This window comes from Sphingobium sp. WTD-1 (assembly GCF_030128825.1).
Lineage (GTDB): Bacteria > Pseudomonadota > Alphaproteobacteria > Sphingomonadales > Sphingomonadaceae > Sphingobium.
This window is the reverse complement of the sequence record NZ_CP119127.1, coordinates 2640199-2663522: the sequence shown is the minus strand read 5'-3', so window position 1 is coordinate 2663522 and position 23324 is coordinate 2640199. Positions and strand designations below refer to the sequence as shown.

Annotated in this window: 24 protein-coding genes and 1 tRNA gene; 13 read left to right on the top strand and 12 right to left on the bottom strand. The window is 63.1% G+C overall.

The features are described 5' to 3' along the window. Positions 1-98 precede the first annotated feature (98 nt). Entirely contained in the window at positions 99-794 is a 696-nt protein-coding gene (locus tag N6H05_RS13285) for a hypothetical protein (RefSeq protein WP_284109942.1), read from the top strand. A gap of 91 nt (positions 795-885) precedes the next feature. Here N6H05_RS13285 and N6H05_RS13280 read toward each other — a convergent pair whose 3' ends face one another. The 3 genes from N6H05_RS13280 to N6H05_RS13270 form a co-directional block, all read right to left on the bottom strand. Then, positions 886-1503 carry a methyl-accepting chemotaxis protein gene (locus N6H05_RS13280; RefSeq protein WP_284109941.1) on the bottom strand — a complete coding sequence of 206 codons (618 nt, stop codon included), beginning with the start codon at positions 1501-1503 and terminating at the stop codon, positions 886-888. Positions 1504-1659: 156 nt separating this feature from the next. Further along, entirely contained in the window at positions 1660-2367 is a 708-nt protein-coding gene (ctrA, locus tag N6H05_RS13275; protein ID WP_284109940.1) for a response regulator transcription factor CtrA, read from the bottom strand. A gap of 288 nt (positions 2368-2655) precedes the next feature. Further along, a complete protein-coding gene (locus tag N6H05_RS13270; RefSeq protein ID WP_029548055.1) occupies positions 2656-3549 on the bottom strand; it encodes a LysR family transcriptional regulator in 894 nt (297 codons plus the stop codon). Between the two features lie 108 nt (positions 3550-3657). On the opposite strand from N6H05_RS13270, the gene N6H05_RS13265 reads away from it, so the two are divergent. Both N6H05_RS13265 and wrbA read left to right on the top strand, forming a co-directional pair. Continuing rightward, positions 3658-4377: a pirin family protein gene (locus N6H05_RS13265; protein ID WP_069337233.1), complete on the top strand. Its 720-nt coding sequence runs from the start codon at positions 3658-3660 to the stop codon at positions 4375-4377. A 130-nt stretch (positions 4378-4507) separates the two neighbouring features. After that, positions 4508-5107 carry an NAD(P)H:quinone oxidoreductase gene (gene wrbA, locus N6H05_RS13260; RefSeq protein ID WP_004212197.1) on the top strand — a complete coding sequence of 200 codons (600 nt, stop codon included), beginning with the start codon at positions 4508-4510 and terminating at the stop codon, positions 5105-5107. 119 nt (positions 5108-5226) lie between these two features. On the opposite strand, the gene N6H05_RS13255 is transcribed toward wrbA, so the two are convergent. Then, entirely contained in the window at positions 5227-5433 is a 207-nt protein-coding gene (locus N6H05_RS13255) for a hypothetical protein (RefSeq protein WP_010339971.1), read from the bottom strand. Between the two features lie 150 nt (positions 5434-5583). Here N6H05_RS13255 and N6H05_RS13250 point away from each other — a divergent pair, with 150 nt between their 5' ends. From N6H05_RS13250 to N6H05_RS13240, 3 genes are all read left to right on the top strand, one after another. Beyond that, the gene (locus N6H05_RS13250) at positions 5584-6039 is read left to right on the top strand and encodes a carboxymuconolactone decarboxylase family protein (protein WP_284109939.1); all 456 of its coding nucleotides are present in this window, start codon (positions 5584-5586) and stop codon (positions 6037-6039) included. Further along, entirely contained in the window at positions 6039-6899 is an 861-nt protein-coding gene (locus tag N6H05_RS13245) for a sigma-70 family RNA polymerase sigma factor (RefSeq protein ID WP_284109938.1), read from the top strand. The genes N6H05_RS13250 and N6H05_RS13245 overlap by 1 nt, the downstream gene beginning before the upstream one ends. Before the next feature lie 89 nt (positions 6900-6988). Then, entirely contained in the window at positions 6989-7516 is a 528-nt protein-coding gene (locus N6H05_RS13240) for a hypothetical protein (RefSeq protein ID WP_284109937.1), read from the top strand. Here N6H05_RS13240 and N6H05_RS13235 read toward each other — a convergent pair. After that, positions 7486-7866 carry a hypothetical protein gene (locus N6H05_RS13235; RefSeq protein ID WP_284109936.1) on the bottom strand — a complete coding sequence of 127 codons (381 nt, stop codon included), beginning with the start codon at positions 7864-7866 and terminating at the stop codon, positions 7486-7488. The genes N6H05_RS13240 and N6H05_RS13235 overlap by 31 nt on opposite strands. Before the next feature lie 364 nt (positions 7867-8230). Between N6H05_RS13235 and N6H05_RS13230 the strand changes: the two genes are divergently transcribed. After that, positions 8231-8988 (top strand): IS5 family transposase gene (locus N6H05_RS13230; RefSeq protein ID WP_136186518.1). Its coding sequence is split into 2 segments (ribosomal slippage): positions 8231-8564 and positions 8564-8988, totalling 759 coding nucleotides; the frame shifts between segments, so codons are not numbered across the junction. Positions 8989-9557: 569 nt separating this feature from the next. Here the strand turns inward: N6H05_RS13230 and N6H05_RS13225 are convergent. Further along, positions 9558-10315, bottom strand: a protein-coding gene (locus N6H05_RS13225; RefSeq protein ID WP_136186518.1) for an IS5 family transposase whose coding sequence is annotated in 2 segments (ribosomal slippage) — positions 9558-9982 and positions 9982-10315 — 759 coding nt in all. Because the reading frame shifts where the segments join, the coding sequence is not laid out codon by codon here. Positions 10316-10601: 286 nt separating this feature from the next. Here N6H05_RS13225 and N6H05_RS13220 point away from each other — a divergent pair. The 3 genes from N6H05_RS13220 to N6H05_RS13210 all read left to right on the top strand — a co-directional run bounded on the left by N6H05_RS13220 (position 10602) and on the right by N6H05_RS13210 (position 12018). Continuing rightward, positions 10602-10826 carry a type II toxin-antitoxin system TacA family antitoxin gene (locus N6H05_RS13220; protein WP_284109935.1) on the top strand — a complete coding sequence of 75 codons (225 nt, stop codon included), beginning with the start codon at positions 10602-10604 and terminating at the stop codon, positions 10824-10826. Positions 10827-11003: 177 nt separating this feature from the next. After that, positions 11004-11309 carry a hypothetical protein gene (locus tag N6H05_RS13215; RefSeq protein WP_284109934.1) on the top strand — a complete coding sequence of 102 codons (306 nt, stop codon included), beginning with the start codon at positions 11004-11006 and terminating at the stop codon, positions 11307-11309. Positions 11310-11313: 4 nt separating this feature from the next. Continuing rightward, positions 11314-12018, top strand: coding sequence for a nucleotidyl transferase AbiEii/AbiGii toxin family protein (locus N6H05_RS13210; RefSeq protein WP_284109933.1), 705 nt, complete (start codon positions 11314-11316; stop codon positions 12016-12018). Between the two features lie 30 nt (positions 12019-12048). On the opposite strand, the gene N6H05_RS13205 is transcribed toward N6H05_RS13210, so the two are convergent. From N6H05_RS13205 to N6H05_RS13190, 4 genes are all read right to left on the bottom strand, one after another. Further along, the gene (locus N6H05_RS13205) at positions 12049-13377 is read right to left on the bottom strand and encodes a tyrosine-type recombinase/integrase (RefSeq protein ID WP_284109932.1); all 1329 of its coding nucleotides are present in this window, start codon (positions 13375-13377) and stop codon (positions 12049-12051) included. Between the two features lie 212 nt (positions 13378-13589). Next, positions 13590-13665 (bottom strand) — tRNA-Ile (locus tag N6H05_RS13200). 26 nt (positions 13666-13691) lie between these two features. Next, on the bottom strand, positions 13692-14732 hold the full coding sequence (locus N6H05_RS13195; RefSeq protein ID WP_284109931.1) for a polysaccharide deacetylase family protein: 1041 nt from the start codon (positions 14730-14732) through the stop codon (positions 13692-13694). A 60-nt stretch (positions 14733-14792) separates the two neighbouring features. Next, complete coding sequence (locus N6H05_RS13190) at positions 14793-16526, bottom strand: sensor histidine kinase (protein WP_284109930.1); 1734 nt, start codon at positions 16524-16526, stop codon at positions 14793-14795. Between the two features lie 200 nt (positions 16527-16726). Between N6H05_RS13190 and N6H05_RS13185 the strand changes: the two genes are divergently transcribed. Continuing rightward, the gene (locus N6H05_RS13185) at positions 16727-17200 is read left to right on the top strand and encodes an Lrp/AsnC family transcriptional regulator (RefSeq protein WP_004207648.1); all 474 of its coding nucleotides are present in this window, start codon (positions 16727-16729) and stop codon (positions 17198-17200) included. A gap of 94 nt (positions 17201-17294) precedes the next feature. On the opposite strand, the gene N6H05_RS13180 is transcribed toward N6H05_RS13185, so the two are convergent. Then, positions 17295-18572, bottom strand: a complete 1278-nt coding sequence (locus N6H05_RS13180) for a tetratricopeptide repeat protein (protein WP_284109929.1) — start codon at positions 18570-18572, stop codon at positions 17295-17297. 107 nt (positions 18573-18679) lie between these two features. Further along, complete coding sequence (locus N6H05_RS13175; RefSeq protein ID WP_284109928.1) at positions 18680-19951, bottom strand: YfgM family protein; 1272 nt, start codon at positions 19949-19951, stop codon at positions 18680-18682. A gap of 276 nt (positions 19952-20227) precedes the next feature. Here N6H05_RS13175 and gyrA point away from each other — a divergent pair, with 276 nt between their 5' ends. Beyond that, positions 20228-22975, top strand: a complete 2748-nt coding sequence (gene gyrA, locus N6H05_RS13170; RefSeq protein WP_284109927.1) for a DNA gyrase subunit A — start codon at positions 20228-20230, stop codon at positions 22973-22975. Next, entirely contained in the window at positions 22972-23319 is a 348-nt protein-coding gene (locus N6H05_RS13165; RefSeq protein ID WP_284109926.1) for a DUF952 domain-containing protein, read from the top strand. The genes gyrA and N6H05_RS13165 overlap by 4 nt, the downstream gene beginning before the upstream one ends. Positions 23320-23324 lie beyond the last annotated feature (5 nt).

Genomic DNA, 23324 nt, shown 5'->3' with positions numbered 1-23324 from the left:
TTTCCGTGCCTTGTGAGAAAAATTCAGACGTTCGGGATTAAAGCGAAACGCCCCGCCGTTGTCCTGTCATCGGATCAAGATGACCAAGGAGACGGTCCATGAAGACGCAGATTATCATCGCAACCGCCTGCCTCGCGGCGCTCACCACGGCCCCCGCATCGGCCCAGTTGCTGGGCGGCGGCGGCCTGGGTGGTGGGCTTGGCGGTGGCGGCCTGGGCGGCATGACCGGCGGCCTGGGCGGCACGCTGGGTGGTTCGTTCGGCGGATCGGGCAGCCTGGATCGCAGCCTCGACCTTGACAATGGCCGGATTGGCGCCAGCGGCAACGGCAATGGCCGCGCCGAAGGATCGGCAACCCGTCGTGGCAAGAGCCGCTCGGCCAGCGGATCGGGATCGGCCAGCGGCAACCTGGCGGTCGATACGCTGGGCACCAACGATGTAACCAGCGCAACCGATACGGCGCGCAGCCGGGCGAGCGACACGGTCGGCGCCACACGGGACCGGGCGCAAAGCGGCGTCGCGACCGCGCGTGATCGGGCGAGCAGCACCGTTGCATCGGCCCGTGACCGGGCAGGCAGCACGGTTGCCTCCGCACGGGATCGGGCGGGTTCGACAGCCAGCGGCGCACGGTCGGTGGCGGGCAATGTCGCGGGCAACGCGACCCATGCCGTCGGCAGCGCCGCCTCGATCGACGCCAGCGGGCAGGTTTCGGGCAGTGGCGAGACCTATGGCAGCACAAGCCAGCCGCAGAGCGAGGCCGCCACGCCTTCCTCTTCCGATCAGGCGACCGATTGACCCCATAACCCCGTAGCCGTCGCCTGACGAAAGCGGCCGGCGATCCCCATCGGATCGCCGGCCGCATCATGTCCGCAATCGGGTGGCGACGTCAGCTGGACGCAAGGACCATGGCGCGGGCGCGATCGGTGGCGGCGCGCGTGTCACCCGCCAGTTTCTTGACCTCGGCCGCGACCACCGCAAAGCCGCGTCCCGCCTCGCCGGCGCGTGCAGCCTCGATCGTGGCGTTGAGGGCCAGGAGGTTGGTCTGATTGGCGATGCCGCTGATCGTCTCGACAATATCGACCAGCCCGTCGACCGTGCTCTTGAGTTCCGCGCGCAATATCTTGGACGGGGTGGTGTCGGTCGCAATCTTGAGGATACGCTCGACCCGACCTTCGGCATCGAAGACCGGGTTATAGGTGGCCTGCAGCCAGACCTCGCCGCCATGCTTGTTCAGACGGCGATATTCGCCGGCATCGAAATCGCCCTGCGCCAGCTTGTCCCACAGGGCCGCATAGGCAGCCGAGTGCGCCTGCCCTTCGTCGCAGAAGATGCGGTGATGGCACCCGACCACCTCCCCGAGCGCATAGCCCATGGTCGTCAGGAACAGATCATTGGCCCAAAGGATCGTGCCGTCCGGCGCAAATTCGATCACCGCCTGCGAACGGCAGATGGCGTCCCAAACGGCATCGCGGCTGTGGGGGTGAATCGCCTGACCCATGAACATAAAACTCCTTCACCTCCGGCCTACGCATCGATGGTAAATGGGGCCTTAATTCTACAGAAATTACATGATTTGTAACAATGTGGCGGAAACGGAAAAGGCCGGCGATCTCATCGGATCGCCGGCCTTTCCACCCCCTGACATAGGATCAGTGGTCGATCAGGCGACCCGCGCTTCGAGCGCTTCGACCTCATCGGGATCGCGCAGCACATAGCCGCGGCCCCAAACGGTCTCGATATAATTGTCGCCGCTGCAGGCCAGTGCCAGCTTCTTGCGCAGCTTGCAGATGAAAACGTCGATGATCTTGAGTTCGGGCTCGTCCATGCCACCATAGAGATGATTGAGGAACATCTCCTTGGTGAGGGTCGTGCCCTTGCGGAGCGAAAGCAGCTCCAGCATCGCATATTCCTTGCCGGTCAGATGGACGCGATTGCCGTCCACTTCCACGGTCTTCGCGTCGAGGTTCACCGCCAGCTTGCCGGTGCGGATCACCGACTGCGAATGGCCCTTCGAGCGGCGAACCACGGCATGGATGCGCGCAATCAGTTCCTCGCGATGGAACGGCTTGGTGACATAATCGTCGGCGCCGAAGCCGAAGGAGCGGACCTTGCTGTCCATTTCGGCGACGCCCGACAGGATCAGCACCGGAGTCTGCACCCGTGCCGCCCGCAGCTTCTTGAGAACGTCATAGCCGTGCATGTCGGGCAGGTTCAGGTCGAGACAGATGATGTCATAGTCATACAGCTTGCCGAGATCGAGGCCCTCTTCCCCGAGATCGGTGGTGTAGACATTGAAGCCCTCGGTCGTGAGCATAAGCTCAATCGCCTTGGCGGTGGTCGGTTCGTCCTCAATCAGCAGCACGCGCATTGGAAGCCCCTTCGTGTCGCAGGTCCGTTCACCCCACCAGAACGGTTTCTGCTCGCAATCATTAACCAAAAAACTTCTGAAGGACAAAGGTTAATTTTTCGCTAACCCGCAGGAATCCGCGAGTCGTATAAAAACGAATCTATTTACAAAGCGTTGCCCCCGTAACGATCCTTATGGAGTCAAGCTGGATTCCGGGACGAAACGAGCAAAGTCCTGCCCTGGTTCCGCCTTTCGCAGGGGCGATCCGTGGCTGTCACAAGGCGGAAATTTGCACTTTGTAAACCAGCCTCAGCAACCATGGTGGCGGGTCAGGAAGTCGAGCAGCGCTTCCACCCGTGCCGGGCGCAGGCGCGAGGGCGGCGTCACCAGATGCAGGCCGAAGGGCGGCGGCCGCCAGTCGAGCAAAATCTCCTCCAACTCGCCCGAGCGGATCGCGTCGCCGACGATGAAATCGGGCAGGCGGGCGATGCCGACGCCAAGCCGCAGCGCCGGCATCATCGCCTCGCCACTGTTGACGGTGATGCGCGGGCGGACCTGCACCGTCACATTCTGCTGCCCCGGCCCGGTGAAGCGCCAGACGTCGGGCGCGGTGACGTTGGAATAGCAGAGGCAGTCATGGCTGCCGAGGTCGGACGGATGGGTAGGACGGCCGCGCTCGGCCAGATAGGCGGGCGAGGCGACGACATGCATATGGACGTCAGCCAGCCGGCGCGCGCGCAGCGAACTGTCGGGCATGTCGGCGATGCGGATGGTGGCGTCGAGGCCGAGTTCGACGATGTCGATCTTGGCATCGGACAGATGCAGGTCGACATCGACCAGCGGATTTTCCTTGGTGAACTGCGCGATCAGCGGCGCGATCCGCAGCAGGCCGAAATTCATCGGCGCGCCCAGCCGCACCGTGCCGGAGAGTTCGGCGGTCTCGTCGCGGGCGGCTTCCTCCGCCGCCTGCCCTTCGGCCAGGATGCGCTGGGCATGATCGGCAAGGCGCCGGCCGCTCTCGGTCAGCGCCAGGCGGCGGCTGGTGCGGCTGAACAGGCTGGTGTCGAGATGCTGTTCCAGGCGGGTCACCGCCTTGGACACGGTGGCCTTGGAGACGCTGAGCGCCTTGGCCGCGTCGGTAAAGCTGCGATGTTCGACCACGGCGGCGAACATCGCCCAGGCCTCGAAATCAGGTAGGCGCATAGGGAAACAATCCGTTTCAACACTGCTTATTCAAGAAACGAACCTGATCGCTAGATTGTCGGAAAGCAAGCCGGAAGCATCCGGCATCGCAATCGAAAGGCTGACCCCATGAGCACGACAACCGCGAGCCGCATCGAGCGCCGCCCGTTCGCGTCGCTCGGCCATGCCGACCATGGCTGGCTGAACGCACGGCATCATTTTTCCTTCGCCAACTATTATGATCCCGCCCGCATGGGCTGGGGCGCGATCCGGGTATGGAATGACGACGAGATCGGTCCGCGTTCGGGCTTTCCGCCCCACCCGCACAGCGACATGGAGATCATCACCTATGTCCGCACCGGCGCGATCACCCACCAGGACAGCCTGGGCAACAAGGGCCGCACCGAGGCAGGCGACGTCCAGGTGATGTCGGCCGGCACCGGTATTCGCCACGCCGAATATAATCTGGAGGACGAGACCACCACCCTGTTCCAGATCTGGGTCATTCCCCGGTCGGTCGGCGGGTCGCCCAGTTGGGGCGCCAAGCCCTTCCCGAAGGGCGATCGATCCGGCAAGCTGGTCGTGCTGGCCAGCGGCCATGACGAGGACAAGGAAGCGCTGCGCATCCGGGCCGACGCCCGGCTGCTGGGCGGCACGATCAAGGCGGGCGACAGCGTGACCTATGAGGCCGGCGAAGGCCGCCATCTCTATCTGGTCCCGGCGACGGGCCGGATCGAGATCGACGGCCAGACCTTCGAGGCGCGGGACGGCGCGGCCATCATCGGCGGCGCGCCCATCACCATCACCGCGGTCGAGGACAGCGAGATCGTCCTGGTCGACAGCGAATAGACATGACGCTTACGCACCGGTCCGTCATTCCCCTCCCCTAGACGGATCGGTCCGGGTCGCCCGCATGCTCCCTCCCTTGTGCGGGCGACCACCCTTTCAACTTTTCAGTTTCAGATGAGGAGACGTGACAATGGCTAAGGTTCTGGTTCTCTATTATTCGTCCTACGGGCATATCGAAACGATGGCCAAGGCGATGGCCGAAGGCGCTGCCGCCGCCGGCGCGCAGGTCGACATCAAGCGCGTGCCCGAAACCGCACCGCTGGAAGTCGCCAAGGCCGCCCATTTCAAGCTTGACCAGGACGCCCCGGTCGCGACCGTCGCCGAACTGGCGGATTATGACGCGATCATCATCGGCACCGGCACCCGCTTTGGCCGCATGTCGAGCCAGATGGCGGCCTTCCTGGATCAGGCCGGCGGCCTCTGGGCGCGTGGCGCGCTCAATGGCAAGGTCGGTGGCGCCTTCACCTCGACCGCGTCGCAGCATGGCGGCCAGGAAGTCACCCTCTTCTCGATCATCACCAACCTGCTGCATTTCGGCATGACGATCGTCGGCCTGGACTATGGCTTTGCCGGCCAGATGGGCGTCGACAAGGTGCGCGGCGGTTCGCCCTATGGCGCGACCACCCTGGCCGATGGCGACGGCAGCCGCCAGCCGAGCGAGGAAGAGCTGGACGGCGCCCGCTATCAGGGCCGCCGGATCGCCGAAACCGCGATCAAGCTGCACGGTTAATCGCAGCCCGCGCCGTCTGGGGAACGCAGCCTGGCTGCGTTCTTCGGTCGCATGGGTGCGCCATCAGGTTGTAGGGAGCTGGCACGCCGGGACTGCGCGCCAGCTCCTTTTTCGTTTTATTATCCCAGCGTCTTGGGCGTAACCCAGACTTCGACCGGGGTGATGAACTTGCCCGGTGCGGGCTTGCCGACGACAACGCGGTCGGCGGTGACCAGTTCGCCATTTTCAAGGTTCAGCGACACCCAGGGCTTGGGCATGCGCTCGAACTTCATCTTCTGGATGGGCTGGCCGGTGGCCGTGTTCATGATGGTGGCAATGATAGACATAGGCGGCGCCGGCTAGCGCCTGCCCCCGCCCCCTGTCCAGAGCCGGAATCGGCAAAATATTTTCGGCCCTTGCGAAAAAAGTTGCTGCCTATGTCACATCGGGTGCGACCGTCTCGTCATGTCAGCAATAGCAAGCAAAGGAGCTGTATCATGACCGACAAGATCAATCCCTATGCCGCCGCGCCGCAGCTGATGAAGAGCTGGACCGCTTTGTCCACGGCCGTCGCCGACAGCCTGGAGCCGAGCCTGATCGAACTGGTGAAGATCCGTTCGTCGCAGATCAACGGCTGCGCCAATTGCATCAACATGCATACCTATGAAGCGCGCGAGAAGGGCGAGACCGAGCAGCGCATCTACCTGCTGTCGGCCTGGCGCGAGGCGCCCTGCTATACCGACCGCGAGCGCGCCGCGCTGGCCTGGACCGAGGCGCTGACCGAGATTGCCAAGGGCCACACCCACGAGGCCGCCAAGGAGGCGCTGAACTGGGAATTCACCGAGGAGGAGCAGGTCAAGCTGACCCTGATGATCAACATCATCAATGGCTGGAACCGCATCGCCGTCGGCTTCAACCTCTGGTACGACATGCCGATGAAGGCAGCGGCCTGATGGCGCGGGGGACGCAGACGGACGCGGCGGCGCGCTTCGACCCGCTGCGTCCCCGCCTGATCCGGGTCGCCTATCGCATGCTCGGATCGGTCGCCGATGCCGAGGATGTGGTGCAGGATGCCTTCATCCGCTGGATGGGCACCGACCGCAACGCGGTGCGCGAGCCCGAAGCCTTTCTCCGCCGTATCGTCACCCGGCTCTGCCTCGACCAGATGAAGTCGGCGCGGGCGCAGCGCGAAACCTATGTCGGCCCCTGGCTGCCCGAGCCGGTTGTCGAGGAAGCGGACGAGGAAGAGGATGTCACCCTGCCGCTGATGCTGGCATTGGAGCGGCTGTCGCCGCTGGAGCGGGCCGCCTTCCTGCTGCACGATGTGTTCGGCCTCGCCTTTGACGAGGTGGCGAGGACGATCCAGCGCGATGCCGCCGCCTGCCGCCAGCTTGCCGCCCGCGCGCGCGACCATGTGCGCGACGCCCGCCCCCGGTTCCAAGTCGAGAAACAGCGCGGGCTGGAGATTGCCGGCGCCTTCTTCGCCGCCTCGCGCAGCGGCGACATGCGCGCTCTGAGCGCGATGCTGGCGCAGGATGTCAGCTTCCACAGCGATGGCGGCGGCAAGCGCCCGGCGGCGATCCGCCCGGCGATCGGCCATGGCCAGGTGATGCAGGTCCACAAGGCGCTGGCGGTGCTGTTCGGCAAATATGGGTCGACCCTGCTGCGCACCTGCATGGTTAACGGCCTGCCCGGCTTCGTCACGCGCGAGGCCGATGGCGAGTTGCAGACCACCGCGCTGGACATAGAGGATGGGCAGGTCACTGCCATCTACATCATGCGCAACCCGGACAAGCTGCGCCATCTGCATTGAATGCTTAATCGCCGGATAAGCCCGTTCCTTGTCAAATTCGCAGCCCCCGCCGCGCCATGGCCGGATCGGGGACCGGGAGCGAAACAGAGATGGTTGGTGCGATCGGCGGCTCAGGCAATGGCTGGGGCCAGTTCAAGAAGGCGATGGAAGAATTTGCCGAAAAGGCGCGGCAGGCAAGCCAGAATAGCGGCAGCACGACAGCGAAGGTGACAGAGGCGAGCACGCCGGTTGCGGCAAGCGAGCCGGTCGCCAACGCTCAGCCGGTTGCCGAACCGGCCGCAGTGGCCGCGCCGACGCCGGCCGTCGTGAGCGAACCGGCCGCGGTCAGCGAGACCGTAACCCTGTCACCTTCGCTGTCGCCCCTGACCTATAGCGCGCCCACGCCAGCACCGCGATCGCAGGCCGTCGCGGCGCCGGAAAACACGCTGGACACGCAATTGTCCGACACGGGCTATTATGCGTCACCGGCGGCATCGGCCGTCGCCGACCCGGTCGCCCCCGCCCAGCAGGAGAACGCCGCCGCGCTTAGCCAGGCCCAGGTCATCGCCCAGGCCGCCTATACCCTGGTCGCCCGCGCCAGCGAGGATCATCGGCTATCGTTGATCCAGAAGGGGTAAGCCGGGATGTGGGGATAGCAGCTAACGACCAACATCGCTCCGATGCGACGACGGACGCGTCCACTCACGTCGAACCAGCCATCCCCACCGCTGGTAGTTTCCGAACTGCGCCCGTCCAGAACACCGTCGATTGAAGCTTTGAGGCCTGCAATCTCGGCGAGCAGGGGATGCTTCGCCGCGGCAATCGCATCAAGAACATCGTCAGCATTCGATGCATTGACAGTGTGCGCCCGTTCCTGATCCGCCTCCATCACGAAAGCGGACTGGATGCGCGCCGCCGGCGCCAGGCTTGCCAAGGTGCCTTGGGCGGAGCCGACGCCGTAGCCACCGTGGGTGATGAAGGGACGCAATGTCTTTTCGCGTAGGTCATGCCCTTTCAGAAAGGACAGGATGGGTGGCGGCGCAGCCTGCCCTCAGATCGGGAATCCGAGGAATATCTTATCATAGGATGCGATGTCGGTGACAAGTGCAGCCAATGGCGGTGCATAGCCCTTGGCCCGCTCCTGCGAGGCCTGTGCGACATGCTTTTCATAGTCCGCCGGATAGGCCGTATTTCGAACAGATCGGCATTGAGGGTGAGGTGCAGGGTTTCCGCGATGACACGAGTATTTCCCGAACGGGTCAGATAGGCCACAAGGATCTTGCGGCCCTTAGGGTCAGGACCCATTGATCTGAGAGGCGCGATCTGATTCAGGTTCCGTGAGGAGACTGGATTTGAGCGACCTGTACTGGCTAACGGACGAGCAACTGGCGCGTCTCGCGCCCTATTTTCCGAAGAGCCACGGCAAGCCCCGAGTTGACGATCGGCGGGTGCTGAGCGGGATCATCTTCGTGAACCGCAATGGGTTGCGCTGGCGGGATGCGCCGAAGGACTATGGGCCGCACAAGACGCTGTACAACCGCTGGAAGCGGTGGGGTGAGATGGGCGTTTTCACGCGGATGATGGAGGGGCTTTCCTCTGCGGGTGCCGAGCGCCGGACGGTGATGATCGACGCAACGTATCTGAAGGCGCACCGCACGGCATCGAGCTTGGCGGTAAAAAGGGGGATCTCGGGCGCCTGATCGGCCGCACCAAAGGGGGCATGAACACCAAGCTTCATGCGATTACCGATGCCAACGGCCGTCCCTTGAGCTTCTTCATGACCGCTGGCCAGGTCAGCGATTACATTGGCGCAGCCGCTCTGCTTGACGAGTTGCCGAAGGCGCAATGGCTGCTCGGCGACCGGGGCTATGACGCCGACTGGTTCAGGGACGCGCTGCAGGAGAAAGGCATAAAGCCCTGCATCCCGGGCCGAAAATCGCGCAATGAACCCATCAAATACGACAAGCGCCGCTACCGTCGCCGCAACCGCATCGAGATCATGTTCGGACGTCTGAAGGACTGGCGCCGCGTCGCCACACGCTACGACCGATGCCCAACCGCCTTCTTCGCCGCCATCGCCCTCGCTGCCACCGTCATCTTCTGGCTATGACCTATGAGTCCTGACCCTAGCTCTGTTTTGCCTCAGGTCGATGAGACATGATGTCCTAACTGCGCCGACTATCGTGATCGGTGGCTAAGGGCAATTGTCTTCATAGCCGATTGTTCAACCGCCGCAGTCGGGCGAAAAGCGATGGCAGCTTCGTCCCGCTGTCGATTTCAAAGCCGCCATTCTCGTTCCGCCCAGTCTTGGGCATCAAGAATGGGAGAGCGGCGGAGCCGCACCTGGGAACGTAAAGTCGGAGGCTGAACCTCTCATAAGCCAGCGCACGTCTGATTGCCGACCCCACCAATATCCACAGATGGCCCGTCCATCTGAAAATAGCGTCGCGTCGACGGTCAAAATATCCGCCGACAGACAAAGTTTCTGCGTTTGTGAGGCACTCGCACCTATACAAGCAATACACTGTTAGGATCGCTGCGTCCCCCGGAGCAAGCATTGATGGCAGCGAATAAATTTACCCGACTGAAGCGGTTGCGCCTCAAGCTCGGGATAGAACGGCACGCAATGGGGAGTTCCCCGAAGCTGGCAGGCGATGGGCTAGGGTCAGGACTCATAGGTCATAGCCAGAAGATGACGGTGGCAGCGAGGGCGATGGCGGCGAAGAAGGCGGTTGGGCATCGGTCGTAGCGTGTGGCGACGCGGCGCCAGTCCTTCAGACGTCCGAACATGATCTCGATGCGGTTGCGGCGACGGTAGCGGCGCTTGTCGTATTTGATGGGTTCATTGCGCGATTTTCGGCCCGGGATGCAGGGCTTTATGCCTTTCTCCTGCAGCGCGTCCCTGAACCAGTCGGCGTCATAGCCCCGGTCGCCGAGCAGCCATTGCGCCTTCGGCAACTCGTCAAGCAGAGCGGCTGCGCCAATGTAATCGCTGACCTGGCCAGCGGTCATGAAGAAGCTCAAGGGACGGCCGTTGGCATCGGTAATCGCATGAAGCTTGGTGTTCATGCCCCCTTTGGTGCGGCCGATCAGGCGCCCGAGATCCCCCTTTTTACCGCCAAGCTCGATGCCGTGCGGTGCGCCTTCAGATACGTTGCGTCGATCATCACCGTCCGGCGCTCGGCACCCGCAGAGGAAAGCCCCTCCATCATCCGCGTGAAAACGCCCATCTCACCCCACCGCTTCCAGCGGTTGTACAGCGTCTTGTGCGGCCCATAGTCCTTCGGCGCATCCCGCCAGCGCAACCCATTGCGGTTCACGAAGATGATCCCGCTCAGCACCCGCCGATCGTCAACTCGGGGCTTGCCGTGGCTCTTCGGAAAATAGGGCGCGAGACGCGCCAGTTGCTCGTCCGTTAGCCAGTACAGGTCGCTCAAATCCAGTCTCCTCACGGAACCTGAATCAGATCGCGCCTCTCAGATCAATGGGTCCTGACCCTAGCCAGTTCGGCACCCTAACGGTTTTTCGCCGATTTCCAGTGGCCGCTTCCGAGCACCGCGCATCGACCGCCACCAAAAATATGTTGGCATCGTCGTTAGAAGAAAGGCATGCCGGGAATCTAAGGGAAGGCTCGCAAAAATGGCGCGGACGGTACAGCCCCATTCGAACCGGCGCTCATCAGCGCCCAAGGACGATGTCATCCAGATTAAGGCATCGGCGAGCATGAAGGCCGTCCTGACCCGTGCAGCCGCATTGCGCGGCCAGAAACTCTCCGAGTTCGTTCTCGATTGCGCGCGCCGTGACGCCGTGGACGCCATTCTCGACCAGCGCACCTTCTTGCTCGACGCTGAGCAGCATGAGCGGTTCCTGGCAATGCTCGATTCTCCGCCCGCACCTTCAGAGCCGTTGCAGGAGCTATTTCGGCGCAAACCGGCATGGGAATGCTGAGGTCCGGTCGACTGCAGACCGATGCCGAATTGGACGAACTCATCAAGCTGCTACCTATCGAAGCCGCCATGTCACTCCTAAATGACGGAATGGTCGATCAGGCCAATTTTTCACATAGATGCTTGAAAGTTAATAGCAATTTCTGCCATTCTTGTTTTGATAACGTAAGATCGATATATGGTAATGATCGATCCGAAGGAGATCGTTCGAGGTAGTTCGATGAGTAGCGTAACGGTACAGGTTCTGACGACAGTGAACGCTCCCTACGGGGCGGACCTTTCTGCGCATCAACTGGCCAAGCTTCTCACCGATCTGGAAAGTGCGGTCACCTTCAACGCTATGGCCTTTTCTTTCTTCTCCGAGGTTCCTGCTGACATCCAACAGGATTTTCTCAAGGAGATGGGCGTGAGTGCCGCAGCGGCCAGCAAGGTAGCATGCCAGTTTTCGGAGCTTTCCGGCTACGCGTTGCCTCTGGCGGCTTAAACTGGTGCCGAACAACCAAGCGAGCCAGTGGCCAGTCCTTTTCGATCTGGCGGGCAGTATCTTCGATCATTTTCAGTCGACCAACGGCTTCATTCCAGATTGGACATTCGGCGGCGGCACGGCACTCATGCTGCAAATCGATCATCGCGAAAGCCATGACATCGATCTGTTTTTAGATGATCCGCAAATCATACCCTATCTCAATCCTGAAACACAGGGCATTTCTCTCAACAGACGGCCTGATAGCTACGTTGCGGACGGAAATGGGGTTTTGAAGCTTGCCTATAAGGATATAGGCGAGATCGATTTTATTTGCTGCGAGAGCATCACCGATGCCCCTACTCAAAGAGCTGTCATCAGGGATCGCGGCGTTAATCTTGAAACACCTGCCGAGATCGTCGCGAAAAAGGTGTATTACCGTGGATGGAATTTCCAGCCGCGTGACATGTTTGATCTCGCAGCCGTTGGCGATCGGCACGGTATCGATTACGTCGTATCGGCACTGCGACAATGTGGCCTGGGCCGCTGCGAAAAGGCGCTGGAAATCATTGAGAACGCCAAGCCGGATTTCGTTCGGTCGATCATTGGCCAATTGATGTTCAGGCCGGCGACGGCGCATCTCGTCGATACGGCGCAGGCTATGAGCCGCAAATATCTAACCGAAACGATTTCAAGGCTGCGTGCCGCTAGCGCGACACGCGAGCTCTGAGTTCGATCTCGCAAGATCAAAGTGGCTGGCCTAACGCCTCGCCGGCCTGAACTGGATGACGTTCGGACCCGTCGGTGCGCTTTCCCAGCGTGAGAGCAGCCTGCCCTTGACCATCCTAACATTAACCAAGGCGAACGGGTTTTCCAGCCCGTCTCCGATCAGATCAGCCCAGGCCTGCAGCATCTCCCGCCGCGGCTTGAAGTAGCGCGCGCGATTATACGCCCATTCCGACGCCGACATGCCTTTCGGCACATGTGACAGAACAAGATCGATGATCATTCGATCGCCATCTCGCTCCAGTTCCGCGGCCCGCTCGTTCATCACTGTCGAGAAGGACGAGCGCCAGCCATGGGGCACCATCTTGCCCTTGTAGGCGCCATCACCGATCCGCTTGTACAGGGTGCTGACAGCTGCGTCGCTCATCGGCAAACGCCAGGATCGGCTACTCGGGAACACCAGGCTGAACTTTCCGGTGAGCACCCTTATGGCGCGCAGCGTTTCGACAGCCTGCCAAGATAGTGGAACGTCGTGGCCGAAAGCGGCATTGCTCTTGTCCTCGACGGCCAACTTCATCCGCTCGGCCGGTATCCGCCAGATCGCCCCCGGCGCAGGCTTGTCAGCATCTTCCCAGTCGATGCCTTCAAACTCGTCCCAGAGAGCGGTTCGAAGGACGCCAACGCGGACTGCGGTCAAAGCGAGCAGCCGGGAGGCCAGCTTGCTCAACGGACCACCGGTTGAAAGATCGACGCGTCTCTGAAATTCGAGAAGCTGAGACACGCGAGTGAGTGCCGGTTGCTTGATCCCCGGAGGCGAGCGTTTCAGCGCATCCGCGACGATCTCGACGCTGACGATCGTCTCAGTGGTCACCAACCCTTCTCCGCGAGCGCGCTTTAGTATCCCGAGGATGTAACCGCGGACCCGCTTCGCGGTTTCTATCGCGCCCCGACGTTCGATTTTCCGGAGCGCAACCAGTACCATTTCGCTCGTGACCTGACCGATAGGCAGCTTCCCAAACTCAGGATAGATGTCCTTTTCGATCCTTGATCGTACCCTGAAGGCATTGGCGGCAGACCACCACGGCTCATTCTCCGCGAGCCATTCTTCGGCCTTGGCACGAAAACTGGCGTCTGTTTCGACCACTGCCTGCGCCTTTCGTCGGACAAACTCCACCGCAGGGTCGATGCCCTGCCGGAGCAACTCTCGCGCCTCTTTTTGTCGCTCGCGCGCCTCAGCGAGCCCGACCTCGGGGAACAGCCCGAACGTAAGGAGCTTCTCGCGTTCGGCAAAATGATATCTGAACCGCCACGACTTCGCGCCGGCTTTTGTGACGTAGAGGTAGAGACCGGCAGAATCGGTCATCTTGTAATTCCGCCCGGTGGCGGCGGCGTTTTTCGCTTCAGCGTATGTAAGAGTCATCGATACCCCAAAAATTGGTTTCGATACCCCCACCGATACCCCACGATTCGTGAGATACCCTGAGACATCCTGAGACATTATGGATGAACAGCGGCTCACAACCCCCTGATTTACAGGGATTTATGACACCACATGATGCTCATGAAATCGAGGGTTGGTGGGCCCGGCAGGACTCGAACCCGCAACCTAGCCGTTATGAGCGGCCAGCTCTAACCATTGAGCTACAGGCCCCACCTTGCGCGGCTGGATAGGCAGCATCAGGCGGCTTGGCAAGCCTCCGCGCGCGTCGGAATGGCATCCAGCAGCTGATCCAGGCTGACCGCCGCCACGCCGCGCCGCGCCAGATGACTCAGCACCCTATCCCACCAGCCGTAAAAGGCGGTGCGATCGGCTTCGTCGCGAACATAGGGCGTGTGCCCCGGTTCCAGCGTGGGCGAATGAAAACTGAAGTTCAGGACACGCACGCCTTCCTCGATCAGGGCATCGATCGCCGCGATCGCTTCGGATGCCGTAATGCCCTCGGGCGTCAACGGCACGCGCGAGAGCATCCGCGCCCGCGCCAGCGCACCGGCCAACGGCCCCATCCCCTGCGTTGCACGATACAGCGCTTCCCCACCGCCCCGCAGCAGACCGGTAATCGCCGTCGACAGCGGCAGTTCCACCAGCGTTCGCGCGGGACCGGCCCAATAGGGATTTTGCGGCAAGCCATGGAAATCGGGGCCATGCTGGCTGCTATAGTCGAAGCGGCTACGCACCGATGTATCCAGGCGAAAACCCGCCGCCTCCAGCAACCGCGCACTGTTCGGGCCAACCCCGTAGCGTCCCGCGCGATAGGCAATTGGCCGCCGACCGAAACGTTCCTCGATCCGCCGGCACAGCGCCTCAAGCTTGGCCGCCTCGACCTCTTCGGGCAGCGAGCCGACATAGGAATTGGCCGCGTTCACATCCTCGACATGGGGCGGATTGACCCAGGGGTGGAGATGCGCGCCGACATCGGCCTCGCCAGCCGCAATCCACTCCCCCATCATCCCGGCCGCCGCATCGCTATCCACCACCGGATAGTCGGTCACATAGACGGGCTTCACCCCGGCCGCAGCGAAATAAGCCTGCCCGCGCGCCATGCCGGCCAGCGCGGTCACGCCATGGCCTTCCCGACGGAAAGGCGCATTCCAGTCGAATTCCTCTTCGGTGTCGACGAACAGCATGAAACGGGTGCCGAACGCGGCCGGAAGGTCGATCATGTCCTCGGGCGCCGGTGCCCGAAGCAGATTGCCGTCATGATGATGAGTTGATTGCATCACTATTCCCTAGGCCGCAATGGTTGCGATAGGGTTTCGCTCCGGTCAACCTGACCTGGATCAGCCGTTGCCGACCACATCTTCTTCCTGCCCATCAACAGGAAGTCGCAGCAGGAAGCGATCCGGGCCTACGTCCAGGCTCCCGCCGCACCCCGCAGCCAGGCTGCGGATCAGGCGCAACGAGAAGCCCAGCCCCAGCAGCGGCCCGTCCGCCCAGTCGCCTTCCGGCGTATAGCCTGGATCGAGCAGATGCGCTTCATCCATGCCCGCCAAGGTGGAAGGCCGATCGATTGCCAGCACGACCTTACCCGACGCGCCATCAGGCTGGAACCAACAGGCACCGGTCACTGCCTCACCCTCGGGCGCGACCGAAATCAGCGTGCGCAGCAGATGCTGCACCATGCGTTCGCCCTGTACCGGATCGATACTGATCTGCGGCAGATCCTGCGACACGGCGATATCGATCAACGTCACCGCCCGGCCATCCTGGTCGCGGAAACGGGCCGCGACCTGCATCACCAGCAGCGCCGGGTCTATCGTCTGCGGCGCGCCGATGCCATCACCACGCGATACTTTAGCCGCCAAATCCAGATCATCGAAGGCCGCGAGCAGATGCCGCGCATCGACCGCGATATTGCCCGCCATCTCGCGATATTCGACGCCAGCCGGCCCGAACAATTCCTGCTCGATAATCTCGGCAAAACCCAGGATCGCGTTCAGTGGCGTGCGCAGTTCATGCACCAATTGCCGCAGCGAATCCGCCGACAGCCCGGCAATCGTCACCGCCCCCGAGGGCGTCGTCGCCACTTCATGGAGATAGGGGCGCCGCGCCTGGCCGCGATAGCCCTGAAAACGACCGGACCGCGGATCGAAGAACGGCGTGGCCGACACACGCCATTCGCCCGCCATCATCCCGCCGATGATGGTGAAGCGGCCATTCTGGAAGCCGCTGCGACGCTGGAACGCGCCTGCCACATGACCATCGGGACCACTCGTCCCTTCCAACGCGATCTCGCCCAGCGACAAACCGACCAGCGCGGCGCGCGGCCCCTGGTCCACCCAGACCAGCACGCCCGTGGAATCGGTCTCGAAGGCAAAGAAATGCGGCTGCTCGCTCCGCAGCACGGGCTGCGATACAGGTGCAAGCATGACCTCCTGTGGCGGCGTTTCCTCGGGCGCGCGCCGCGTGCTGGTGAAGCGGGTGATGCGATCGACCAGATTGCGGATCTGGTCGGGACCGGGCTCGGCGACAGGTTGAGGTGCGATCTCCGGCTCGACAACGGCCTCGGCCGACAGCGCCATGTCCGCCGTCAACAGCATGTCTGCCTCGCCGACGCCTTCGTCGCTGGTCAGGACCAGGTCGGTCGAACCGAAAGCTTCCAGCCCCTGTCGCGTCTCCGGCCCCATGTCGCGACGCCCGCGGAGAACGCCGCGTGCGGTAGGACTGAGATGCGGCAGCAATTCCGCCCAGAGCGGATCGGACAGACGCGCACGCGCCATCGCTGCACCGGCAATCGCCGGGCGATCGCCGGCAAAGAAGCGGATCAGGCTGGCCGAGCGCATCCGGCTGCCCAGTTCGACGACGGTCGCGATTCGCTGCATTTCAGACAGTTGCGGCCGCAATTCCGTCATACGGTCGAGCAAGGCATCGCGATCGACCGCGGCCATGGGCGGACGATCATAACGATCATGCTGCGCCAGCAGGTCGACACATTGCCGCCACAGCGTCACCGCGCCCACACCGCTGCGATTGTCGGCAGCCAGCACGGTTTGCATGATGTCGTTGAAGCGCAACCAAAGTCCCCATAGTCAAGCGATCGCGGGCGCCATGCCCCCATCGCTGTTCGTTACATCCTAACCGATAAGCAGTCCTTACCCAAAGCGAAAGCGTGATTTCCACGCACAATATGACCGTCGCATAGTGGGACAATTGCATTGCGCTGAAATATTATTATGATGCGCCCGCAGTAACAGGTAAGGAAATAATCAATCTGATGGCGGGGCCCAATATCGACGACATCGACCTGCAGATCCTGGGCGAATTGCAGGACAATGGCAGGATGACCAATGTGGATCTGGCGCGCAAGGTCGGGCTGACGGCACCACCGTGCCTGCGCCGCGTCCGCGCGCTGGAAGAAGCCGGTGCCATCACAGCCTATCATGCCGTGGTCGATCCGGCGATGCTGGGTTACACCATCACCGTGTTCGCGATGGTCAGCCTCAAGAGCCAGGCGGAGGCCGATCTGAAGGCGTTCCAGGACCATGTCGACGCCCTGCCCGAAGTGCGCGAATGCCATATGCTGAACGGCGAGATCGACTTCATCCTGAAGGTGGTCGCCCGCGACCTGCAGAGCTTCCAGCAATTCCTGACGTCGAAGCTGACGCCGGCCCCCAATGTGGTGAGCGTCAAGACGTCGCTGACGATCCGCACGTCGAAGAATCTGCCCGGCGTCCCGCTGCCGGTCTGATCCGGGAGGCCCGCGACAGCCGGCACACAAGCGCAACGAAAAAGGGCCGGCCCCATGGGGGACCGGCCCTTTTTCCTGTCACGTCGCGCCGGGATCAGCTGGCCGTCTGGGCCGCGCCTTGTTGCGCCGACTTGCGGTTCTGCAGATCGACCCAGACCGACCAGAAGCCGGCAACATTGCCCCAGTTGCCACTGGTCACCTGGGCCAGCGTGGTCTTGCCACCGGCCAGATCGCCCGAACGGGCCAGCGCGATGCCCAGGCGCGCATTGGCGTGGCCCTGATCGACCCCACCCTTGCTCAGCGCCAGCCGATACTGCTCCACCGCCTGCGGATATTGACCAAGCGAGAAATAGCCGTCGGCCGCATTCAGCGCCGCCTTGCCATCGCTCGCCGCCGCCGCCTTCTTCGCCAGCGCGGGCATGCCGGCGATATCCTTGGTCGCCTTGGGCGTCACCGCCTTCAGCAATTGCGCGGTGGTCGCCTGGCTCGTGGTCAGCTTGCCAGCCGAACGGCCCGCCTCGATGATCGCCTTGGCTTCGGCAAAGTTGCCGGTCTTCTCGGCCAGCTGGGCATAGGTCTGGTAATCGCGCTCGCTCGCCATGGCGCCATTGGCGGCCTGCAGGCGATAGAGGTCGAGCTGGACCTGCGGGTCGCTTTCCTGACCGGCCAGATAGTTGGTCAGCGCCGAACGCCATTCGGGGGTCGACGGATAGACTTCCAGCCGCTCGCGATAGAGGCTGCTCACCTCATCCCAGTCATTGGCCTGATAGGCCATGGAAATGGCGCGGTCATACCAGGCGGCCGGGATCGGCTGGCCCGATGCCTTCTGCAATGCCAGCGCCTCCTGCACATAGACCCGTGCATCCTTGGGTTTGTTCTTGCGCATCGCAATGTCGGCGCGCAGCATGGTGGCGTCGATGCCAGCATAGCCCAGCGTCTTGGCATAATCGAGCTGCGCCACCGCGTCAGTATAGTTCGCGACCATGTAGGACAGGTAGCCGGCAATGAACCGCAGACGCGGCGCGTCCGCCTTGGGCACCGAGCTGGTCTTGAACATGTCGGTCAGCGCGATCCGCTGGGCCTGGATGTCCCGACGCAACACCGCCACCTCGAAACGCAGACCGGCTGCGGCATAGGCTTCCATGTCGGTGGTTGGGTTCAGCGACGCGATGCGCAGATTGGCGGTCGACGCATCGCGTGCCTTGATCGCCGTCTCTGCCGCCAGCACGTCAGTGCGGAAGGCGTCAGACATCTCGATCGGCGGCCCTGCCACAACGACCTTCTTTTTGGCCGATGCCGGCGTCGCCAGCATGGCGCCCGCCAGCATGGCCGGCAATCCGATAGTCAGAAAAATAGGATTCCGCTTGGCCATGTCAGGCCTCCCCCCACTTCAATTATCCGGCGCCTGGCCGGCAACGCAAAAAGATGAAGACGCGCAAGCCACCAGCTGACCGATGGCATGCGCGCCTTGGACTAAGTTCAGCCCTTGGTGCCCAGATAGGTCAGCCACAGATCGGCGATCTGCTTGCGCGCACCGCCCTGGACCGCCTCGAACGCCGCCTTGGCGCCGGCATTGTCGCCACCCATGGTCTTGGCAATGCCCAGACGGGTGTTGATCTCGTCGGCGTCGACACCGCCCTTCTGCTTGGCCAGTTCGAACATGGCCGCCGCTTTGGCATAGTCGCCATAGCCCAGATAGGCGTCGCCGGTCGCAGCCGCGACCTTGCCATTGGCGGCCTTACCGGCATCCGCTTCGGCAGCCCCCAGCGACGACTTGTCGCCCGGAATACGGCCCACGGCCGCCTGATAGATGTCGCTGGCCTGGCTGGCGTTCAGCACGCCCTTGGCGCGGCCGGCATCGATCGTCGACTTGACCTCGCCATAAATGCCCGTCTTCGACGCCATTTCGGCCAGTTCGGTGAAGTCTCCAGCGACCACCAGCCCCTTGGCCGCCGACATCAGGCGCAGCACGTCCAGATTTTCGCGGTTGGTGATGTTCGGGTTCGCCTGCTGGAACAGGCGGATCAGCGTGCGCAGATTTTCACCGCTCGGATTGGCGGCATAGGCCCACTTGGCCCAGTCGGTGACTTCCGGCAGGCGCGCGGCAGCCGCACGGCTGACGCCGATCTGATACCATTGCGCCGGCACGGGCTGGCCCGACGCCTTGGTCGCGTCAGCCGCGGCCTTCAGCGCGGCGAGGCCCTGCTGGTTGAAGCCACGCGCCGGTTCGGCCGAGGCGTTGCCGGTGCCGGCCTTGCCGAAATACGCCTGCGCAATGGTCGGGTTGACCTGCTCAGCCTTGTAGCCGGCGGCCAGCGCCGCCTGGCCACGCGAAATCGCGACGTCGTAATTCTTCTGGGCGAGAGCCGCATCGGCCGCCACCATGTTGAACTGGCCGGTCTGCTCGGGCGGGGTCAGTCCGCTGTCGAGCATCTGGTTGAGACCTTCCATCTTCAGCGCGTCATCCTTGCTCTGGATGCCGGTGTTCAGCTTGATCGCGCCGATCTGATACTTGTCGTCGTTCGACGCCGCCTTGCCATCGGCTTCGGTCAGCGCCGTCTTGGCACCGGCGAAATCCTGGGCGTCGGACGCCTTCTGGGCCGCCTGGAGCGACTTGAGCACTTCGGGCGACACGTTCAGCTTGCGGCCGGCCGGCTTTTCTTCCTTCTTCGCGGCGGAGGCGGGAGCCGAAACGGCGCCGCCGGTCAGCGCCAGAGCCAGCGCGAGCGACAGCGGGGTAACAAAACGCATGATCCTCATCTCCTTTTCGCGCCTGACAGGGGGACCACAGGCGACATCCGGGTTGAACGCCGATTAGGGGTCGGCGCGTGAACGGGCTTTGAACAAGCCTATATCCGCGCATTTTGCAACTGTCATGCTGCCGCTTCGTTCCGCTTTTCTTCACGCCCGCCAATCACCGCCTTGGCTGCACATGCGGGCGCGCGGGCGCGCGCGAGGGGTGACAGATTTGTTTCGCTCGGCTAGTGCAGTGGCAACGCATCACACCCATCCAAAAAGAGAATCGCCTTGACCGACGAGACCGTCCTCGCCGACCCTTCGGACATCAGCCCCATCAGCATCGTTGATGAGATGAAGTCGAGCTATCTCGACTATGCCATGTCCGTGATCGTCTCCCGCGCCCTGCCGGACGTGCGCGACGGCCTGAAGCCGGTGCATCGCCGCATTCTCTTCTCGGCCCAGGAATCGGGCTTCGTCTACAATCGCCCCTATCGCAAGTCGGCCCGTCTGGTCGGTGAAGTCATGGGTAAATATCACCCCCATGGCGACAGTTCGATCTACGACGCCTTGGCCCGCATGACCCAGGACTGGTCGATGCGCGTGCCGCTGATCGACGGCCAGGGCAATTTCGGCTCGATGGACCCCGATCCGCCAGCCGCCATGCGTTACACCGAAGCGCGCCTGGCCAAGGTCGCCACCGCGCTGCTGGACGATCTCGACAAGGACACCGTCGACTTCACGCCCAACTATGACGCCTCGGAAAGCGAGCCGCAGGTCCTGCCCGCTCGCTTCCCCAACCTGCTGGTCAACGGCGCTGGCGGCATCGCCGTCGGCATGGCGACCAACATCCCGCCGCACAATCTGGGCGAAGTGCTGCGCGCCTGCCTCGCCTATATCGAGAACCCGGCAATCTCGACGGACGAGTTGATCCAGATCGTCCCCGGCCCGGACTTCCCGACCGCACCGCTGATCCTGGGCCAGTCGGGCGCCCGCAACGCCTATCATACCGGTCGCGGCTCGATCCTGATGCGCGCCCGGCACGAGGTGGAGGAAGGCCGCGGCGACCGTCGCTCGATCGTCCTCACCTCCATCCCCTATCAGGTCGGCAAGAGCGGCCTGGTCGAAAAGATCGCCGAAGCCGCCAAGGACAAGCGGATCGAGGGCATCAGCGACATTCGCGACGAATCGAGCCGCGAAGGCGTGCGCATCGTCATGGACCTGAAGCGCGACGCCACCCCGGACGTCGTCCTCAACCAGCTGTGGCGCAACACCCCGGCCCAGTCGAGCTTCCCCGCCAACATGCTGGCGATCCGTGGCGGCCGCCCGGAACTGCTGGGCCTGCGCGAGATCATCGAAGCCTTCGTCAAGTTCCGCGAAGAGGTCATCACCCGCCGCACCAAGTTCGAACTGAACAAGGCGCGCGACCGCGCCCATATCTTGCTCGGCCTGGTGGTCGCGGTCACCAACCTCGACGAGGTGGTGAAGATCATCCGCGGTTCGGCCAGCCCGGCTGCCGCCCGCGAATCGTTGCTGGCGCGCGAATGGCCGATCGGCGAGATCGCGCCCTATCTCGCCCTGGTCGAGGCGATCGAGACCGAAGTCAGCGGGGAGAGCTACAAGCTCAGCGACGTCCAGGTCCGCGCCATCCTCGACCTGCGCCTCCACCGACTGACCGCACTCGGCCGTGACGAAATCGGCAAGGAACTGGCCGAACTGGCCGAAGCCATCGCCGAATATCTCGCCATCCTGGGCGACCGGGTGAAGCTCTACGCCGTCATGCGCGAAGAGTTCGAGGCGATCGAGAGCGAATTCGCCACGCCGCGCGTGTCGGTCATCGCCCCTGCCGCCGACGGCATCGATGACGAGGATCTGATCGAGCGCGAGGAGATGGTCGTCACCGTCACCGTGCAGGGCTATATCAAGCGCACCCCGCTGGAGAGCTTCCGCGCCCAGGGCCGTGGCGGCAAGGGCCGTTCGGGCATGGCGACCAAGGATGAGGATGCCGTCACCGAACTGTTCGTCACCTCGACGCACACGCCGGTGCTGTTCTTCTCGACCGCCGGCAAGGTCTATCGCCTCAAGGTCTGGCGCCTGCCCGAGGGAGGCCCCGCCACCCGCGGCCGGCCCATGATCAACCTGCTGCCGCTGGCGCCGGGCGAAACCATCCAGACCGTGCTGCCGCTGCCCGAGGACGAGGAAAGCTGGAAGGAACTGCACGTCATGTTCGCCACCGCGAACGGTACCGTGCGCCGCAACAGCATGGATGCCTTCGCCAATGTGCCCAGCAACGGCAAGCTTGCCATGCGCTTCGACGAAGGCAGCGACGATCGCCTGATCGGCGTCGCCCTCCTGACCGAAGAGGATGACGTCCTGCTCGCCACCCGCCAGGGCCGCGCGATCCGCTTCGCCGCCACCGACGTGCGCGAATTCCAGAGCCGCACCTCGACCGGCGTGCGCGGTATGACCCTGAAGGACGGCGACGAGGTCATTTCGCTCTCGATCCTCAAGGGCTTCGACGCGACGACCGAGGAACGCGACGACTATCTGCGCGCTGCCCCCTGGAAGGAGAACGAGGCGACCCCGGCGATCAACAGCGCCGAACGCATGGCCGCCTTTGCCCAGGCGGAACAGTTCATCCTGACCGTCTGCGCCAATGGCTATGGCAAGATCAGCTCGGCCTATGATTATCGCCGCACCGGTCGCGGTGGCCAGGGCATCACCAATATCGACAATATCGCCCGCAACGGCCTGGTCGTCGGCAGCTTCCCGGTCGCGCATGAGGATCATCTGATGCTCGTCACCGATCAGGCCAAGCTGATCCGCATGGGCCTGTCGTCGATGCGCGTCATCGGCCGCAACTCGGCCGGCGTGCGCCTGTTCAACGTCGCCAAGGACGAGCATGTCGTTTCGACCGCCCGGATCGAGGACGGCGAAGATGACAATGCGGAGGCCGGGGCAGAGGCTGCGGCCGAAGGCACCGTCGAGGGCGCGCCCGAAGCGGCCCCGGAAACCGGCAGCGAGGGTGGCGAGGCGTGAGCGAGTTGTTCGCCTACAAGATCCTGACCGCCGAGCAATATGACCAGTTCAAGGCCGACGGCGTGTTCAAGGGCGCACCGATCGACCTGCAGGACGGCTATATCCACATGTCCACCCGCGATCAGGCGGCCGAAACGGCAGCCAAGCATTTCGCAGGACAGGATCGGCTGGTGATGCTGATGATCGACCTCGCCCCCTTTGGCGAGGCGATCAAATGGGAAGTGTCGCGCGGCGGCGCACTCTTCCCCCATCTCTATTGCGACCTGCCGATCAGCGCCGTCGCCGGCAAGGTGATCCTGCGCCTCGACGAGGCCGGCAATCATTTGTTTCCGGCAGGGTTCTGATCCAT

What these genes read in the sequence shown, in the direction of transcription:
- N6H05_RS13285 (WP_284109942.1), top strand. Translation starts at nt 99, where the DNA reads ATGAAGACGCAGATTATCATCGCAACCGCCTGCCTCGCGGCGCTCACC.
- N6H05_RS13280 (WP_284109941.1), bottom strand. Translation starts at nt 1,503, where the DNA reads ATGTTCATGGGTCAGGCGATTCACCCCCACAGCCGCGATGCCGTTTGG.
- ctrA (WP_284109940.1), bottom strand. Translation starts at nt 2,367, where the DNA reads ATGCGCGTGCTGCTGATTGAGGACGAACCGACCACCGCCAAGGCGATT.
- N6H05_RS13270 (WP_029548055.1), bottom strand. Translation starts at nt 3,549, where the DNA reads ATGCGCCTACCTGATTTCGAGGCCTGGGCGATGTTCGCCGCCGTGGTC.
- N6H05_RS13265 (WP_069337233.1), top strand. Translation starts at nt 3,658, where the DNA reads ATGAGCACGACAACCGCGAGCCGCATCGAGCGCCGCCCGTTCGCGTCG.
- wrbA (WP_004212197.1), top strand. Translation starts at nt 4,508, where the DNA reads ATGGCTAAGGTTCTGGTTCTCTATTATTCGTCCTACGGGCATATCGAA.
- N6H05_RS13255 (WP_010339971.1), bottom strand. Translation starts at nt 5,433, where the DNA reads ATGTCTATCATTGCCACCATCATGAACACGGCCACCGGCCAGCCCATC.
- N6H05_RS13250 (WP_284109939.1), top strand. Translation starts at nt 5,584, where the DNA reads ATGACCGACAAGATCAATCCCTATGCCGCCGCGCCGCAGCTGATGAAG.
- N6H05_RS13245 (WP_284109938.1), top strand. Translation starts at nt 6,039, where the DNA reads ATGGCGCGGGGGACGCAGACGGACGCGGCGGCGCGCTTCGACCCGCTG.
- N6H05_RS13240 (WP_284109937.1), top strand. Translation starts at nt 6,989, where the DNA reads ATGGTTGGTGCGATCGGCGGCTCAGGCAATGGCTGGGGCCAGTTCAAG.
- N6H05_RS13220 (WP_284109935.1), top strand. Translation starts at nt 10,602, where the DNA reads ATGAAGGCCGTCCTGACCCGTGCAGCCGCATTGCGCGGCCAGAAACTC.
- N6H05_RS13215 (WP_284109934.1), top strand. Translation starts at nt 11,004, where the DNA reads ATGGTAATGATCGATCCGAAGGAGATCGTTCGAGGTAGTTCGATGAGT.
- N6H05_RS13205 (WP_284109932.1), bottom strand. Translation starts at nt 13,377, where the DNA reads ATGACCGATTCTGCCGGTCTCTACCTCTACGTCACAAAAGCCGGCGCG.
- N6H05_RS13195 (WP_284109931.1), bottom strand. Translation starts at nt 14,732, where the DNA reads ATGCAATCAACTCATCATCATGACGGCAATCTGCTTCGGGCACCGGCG.
- N6H05_RS13185 (WP_004207648.1), top strand. Translation starts at nt 16,727, where the DNA reads ATGGCGGGGCCCAATATCGACGACATCGACCTGCAGATCCTGGGCGAA.
- N6H05_RS13180 (WP_284109929.1), bottom strand. Translation starts at nt 18,572, where the DNA reads ATGGCCAAGCGGAATCCTATTTTTCTGACTATCGGATTGCCGGCCATG.
- N6H05_RS13175 (WP_284109928.1), bottom strand. Translation starts at nt 19,951, where the DNA reads ATGCGTTTTGTTACCCCGCTGTCGCTCGCGCTGGCTCTGGCGCTGACC.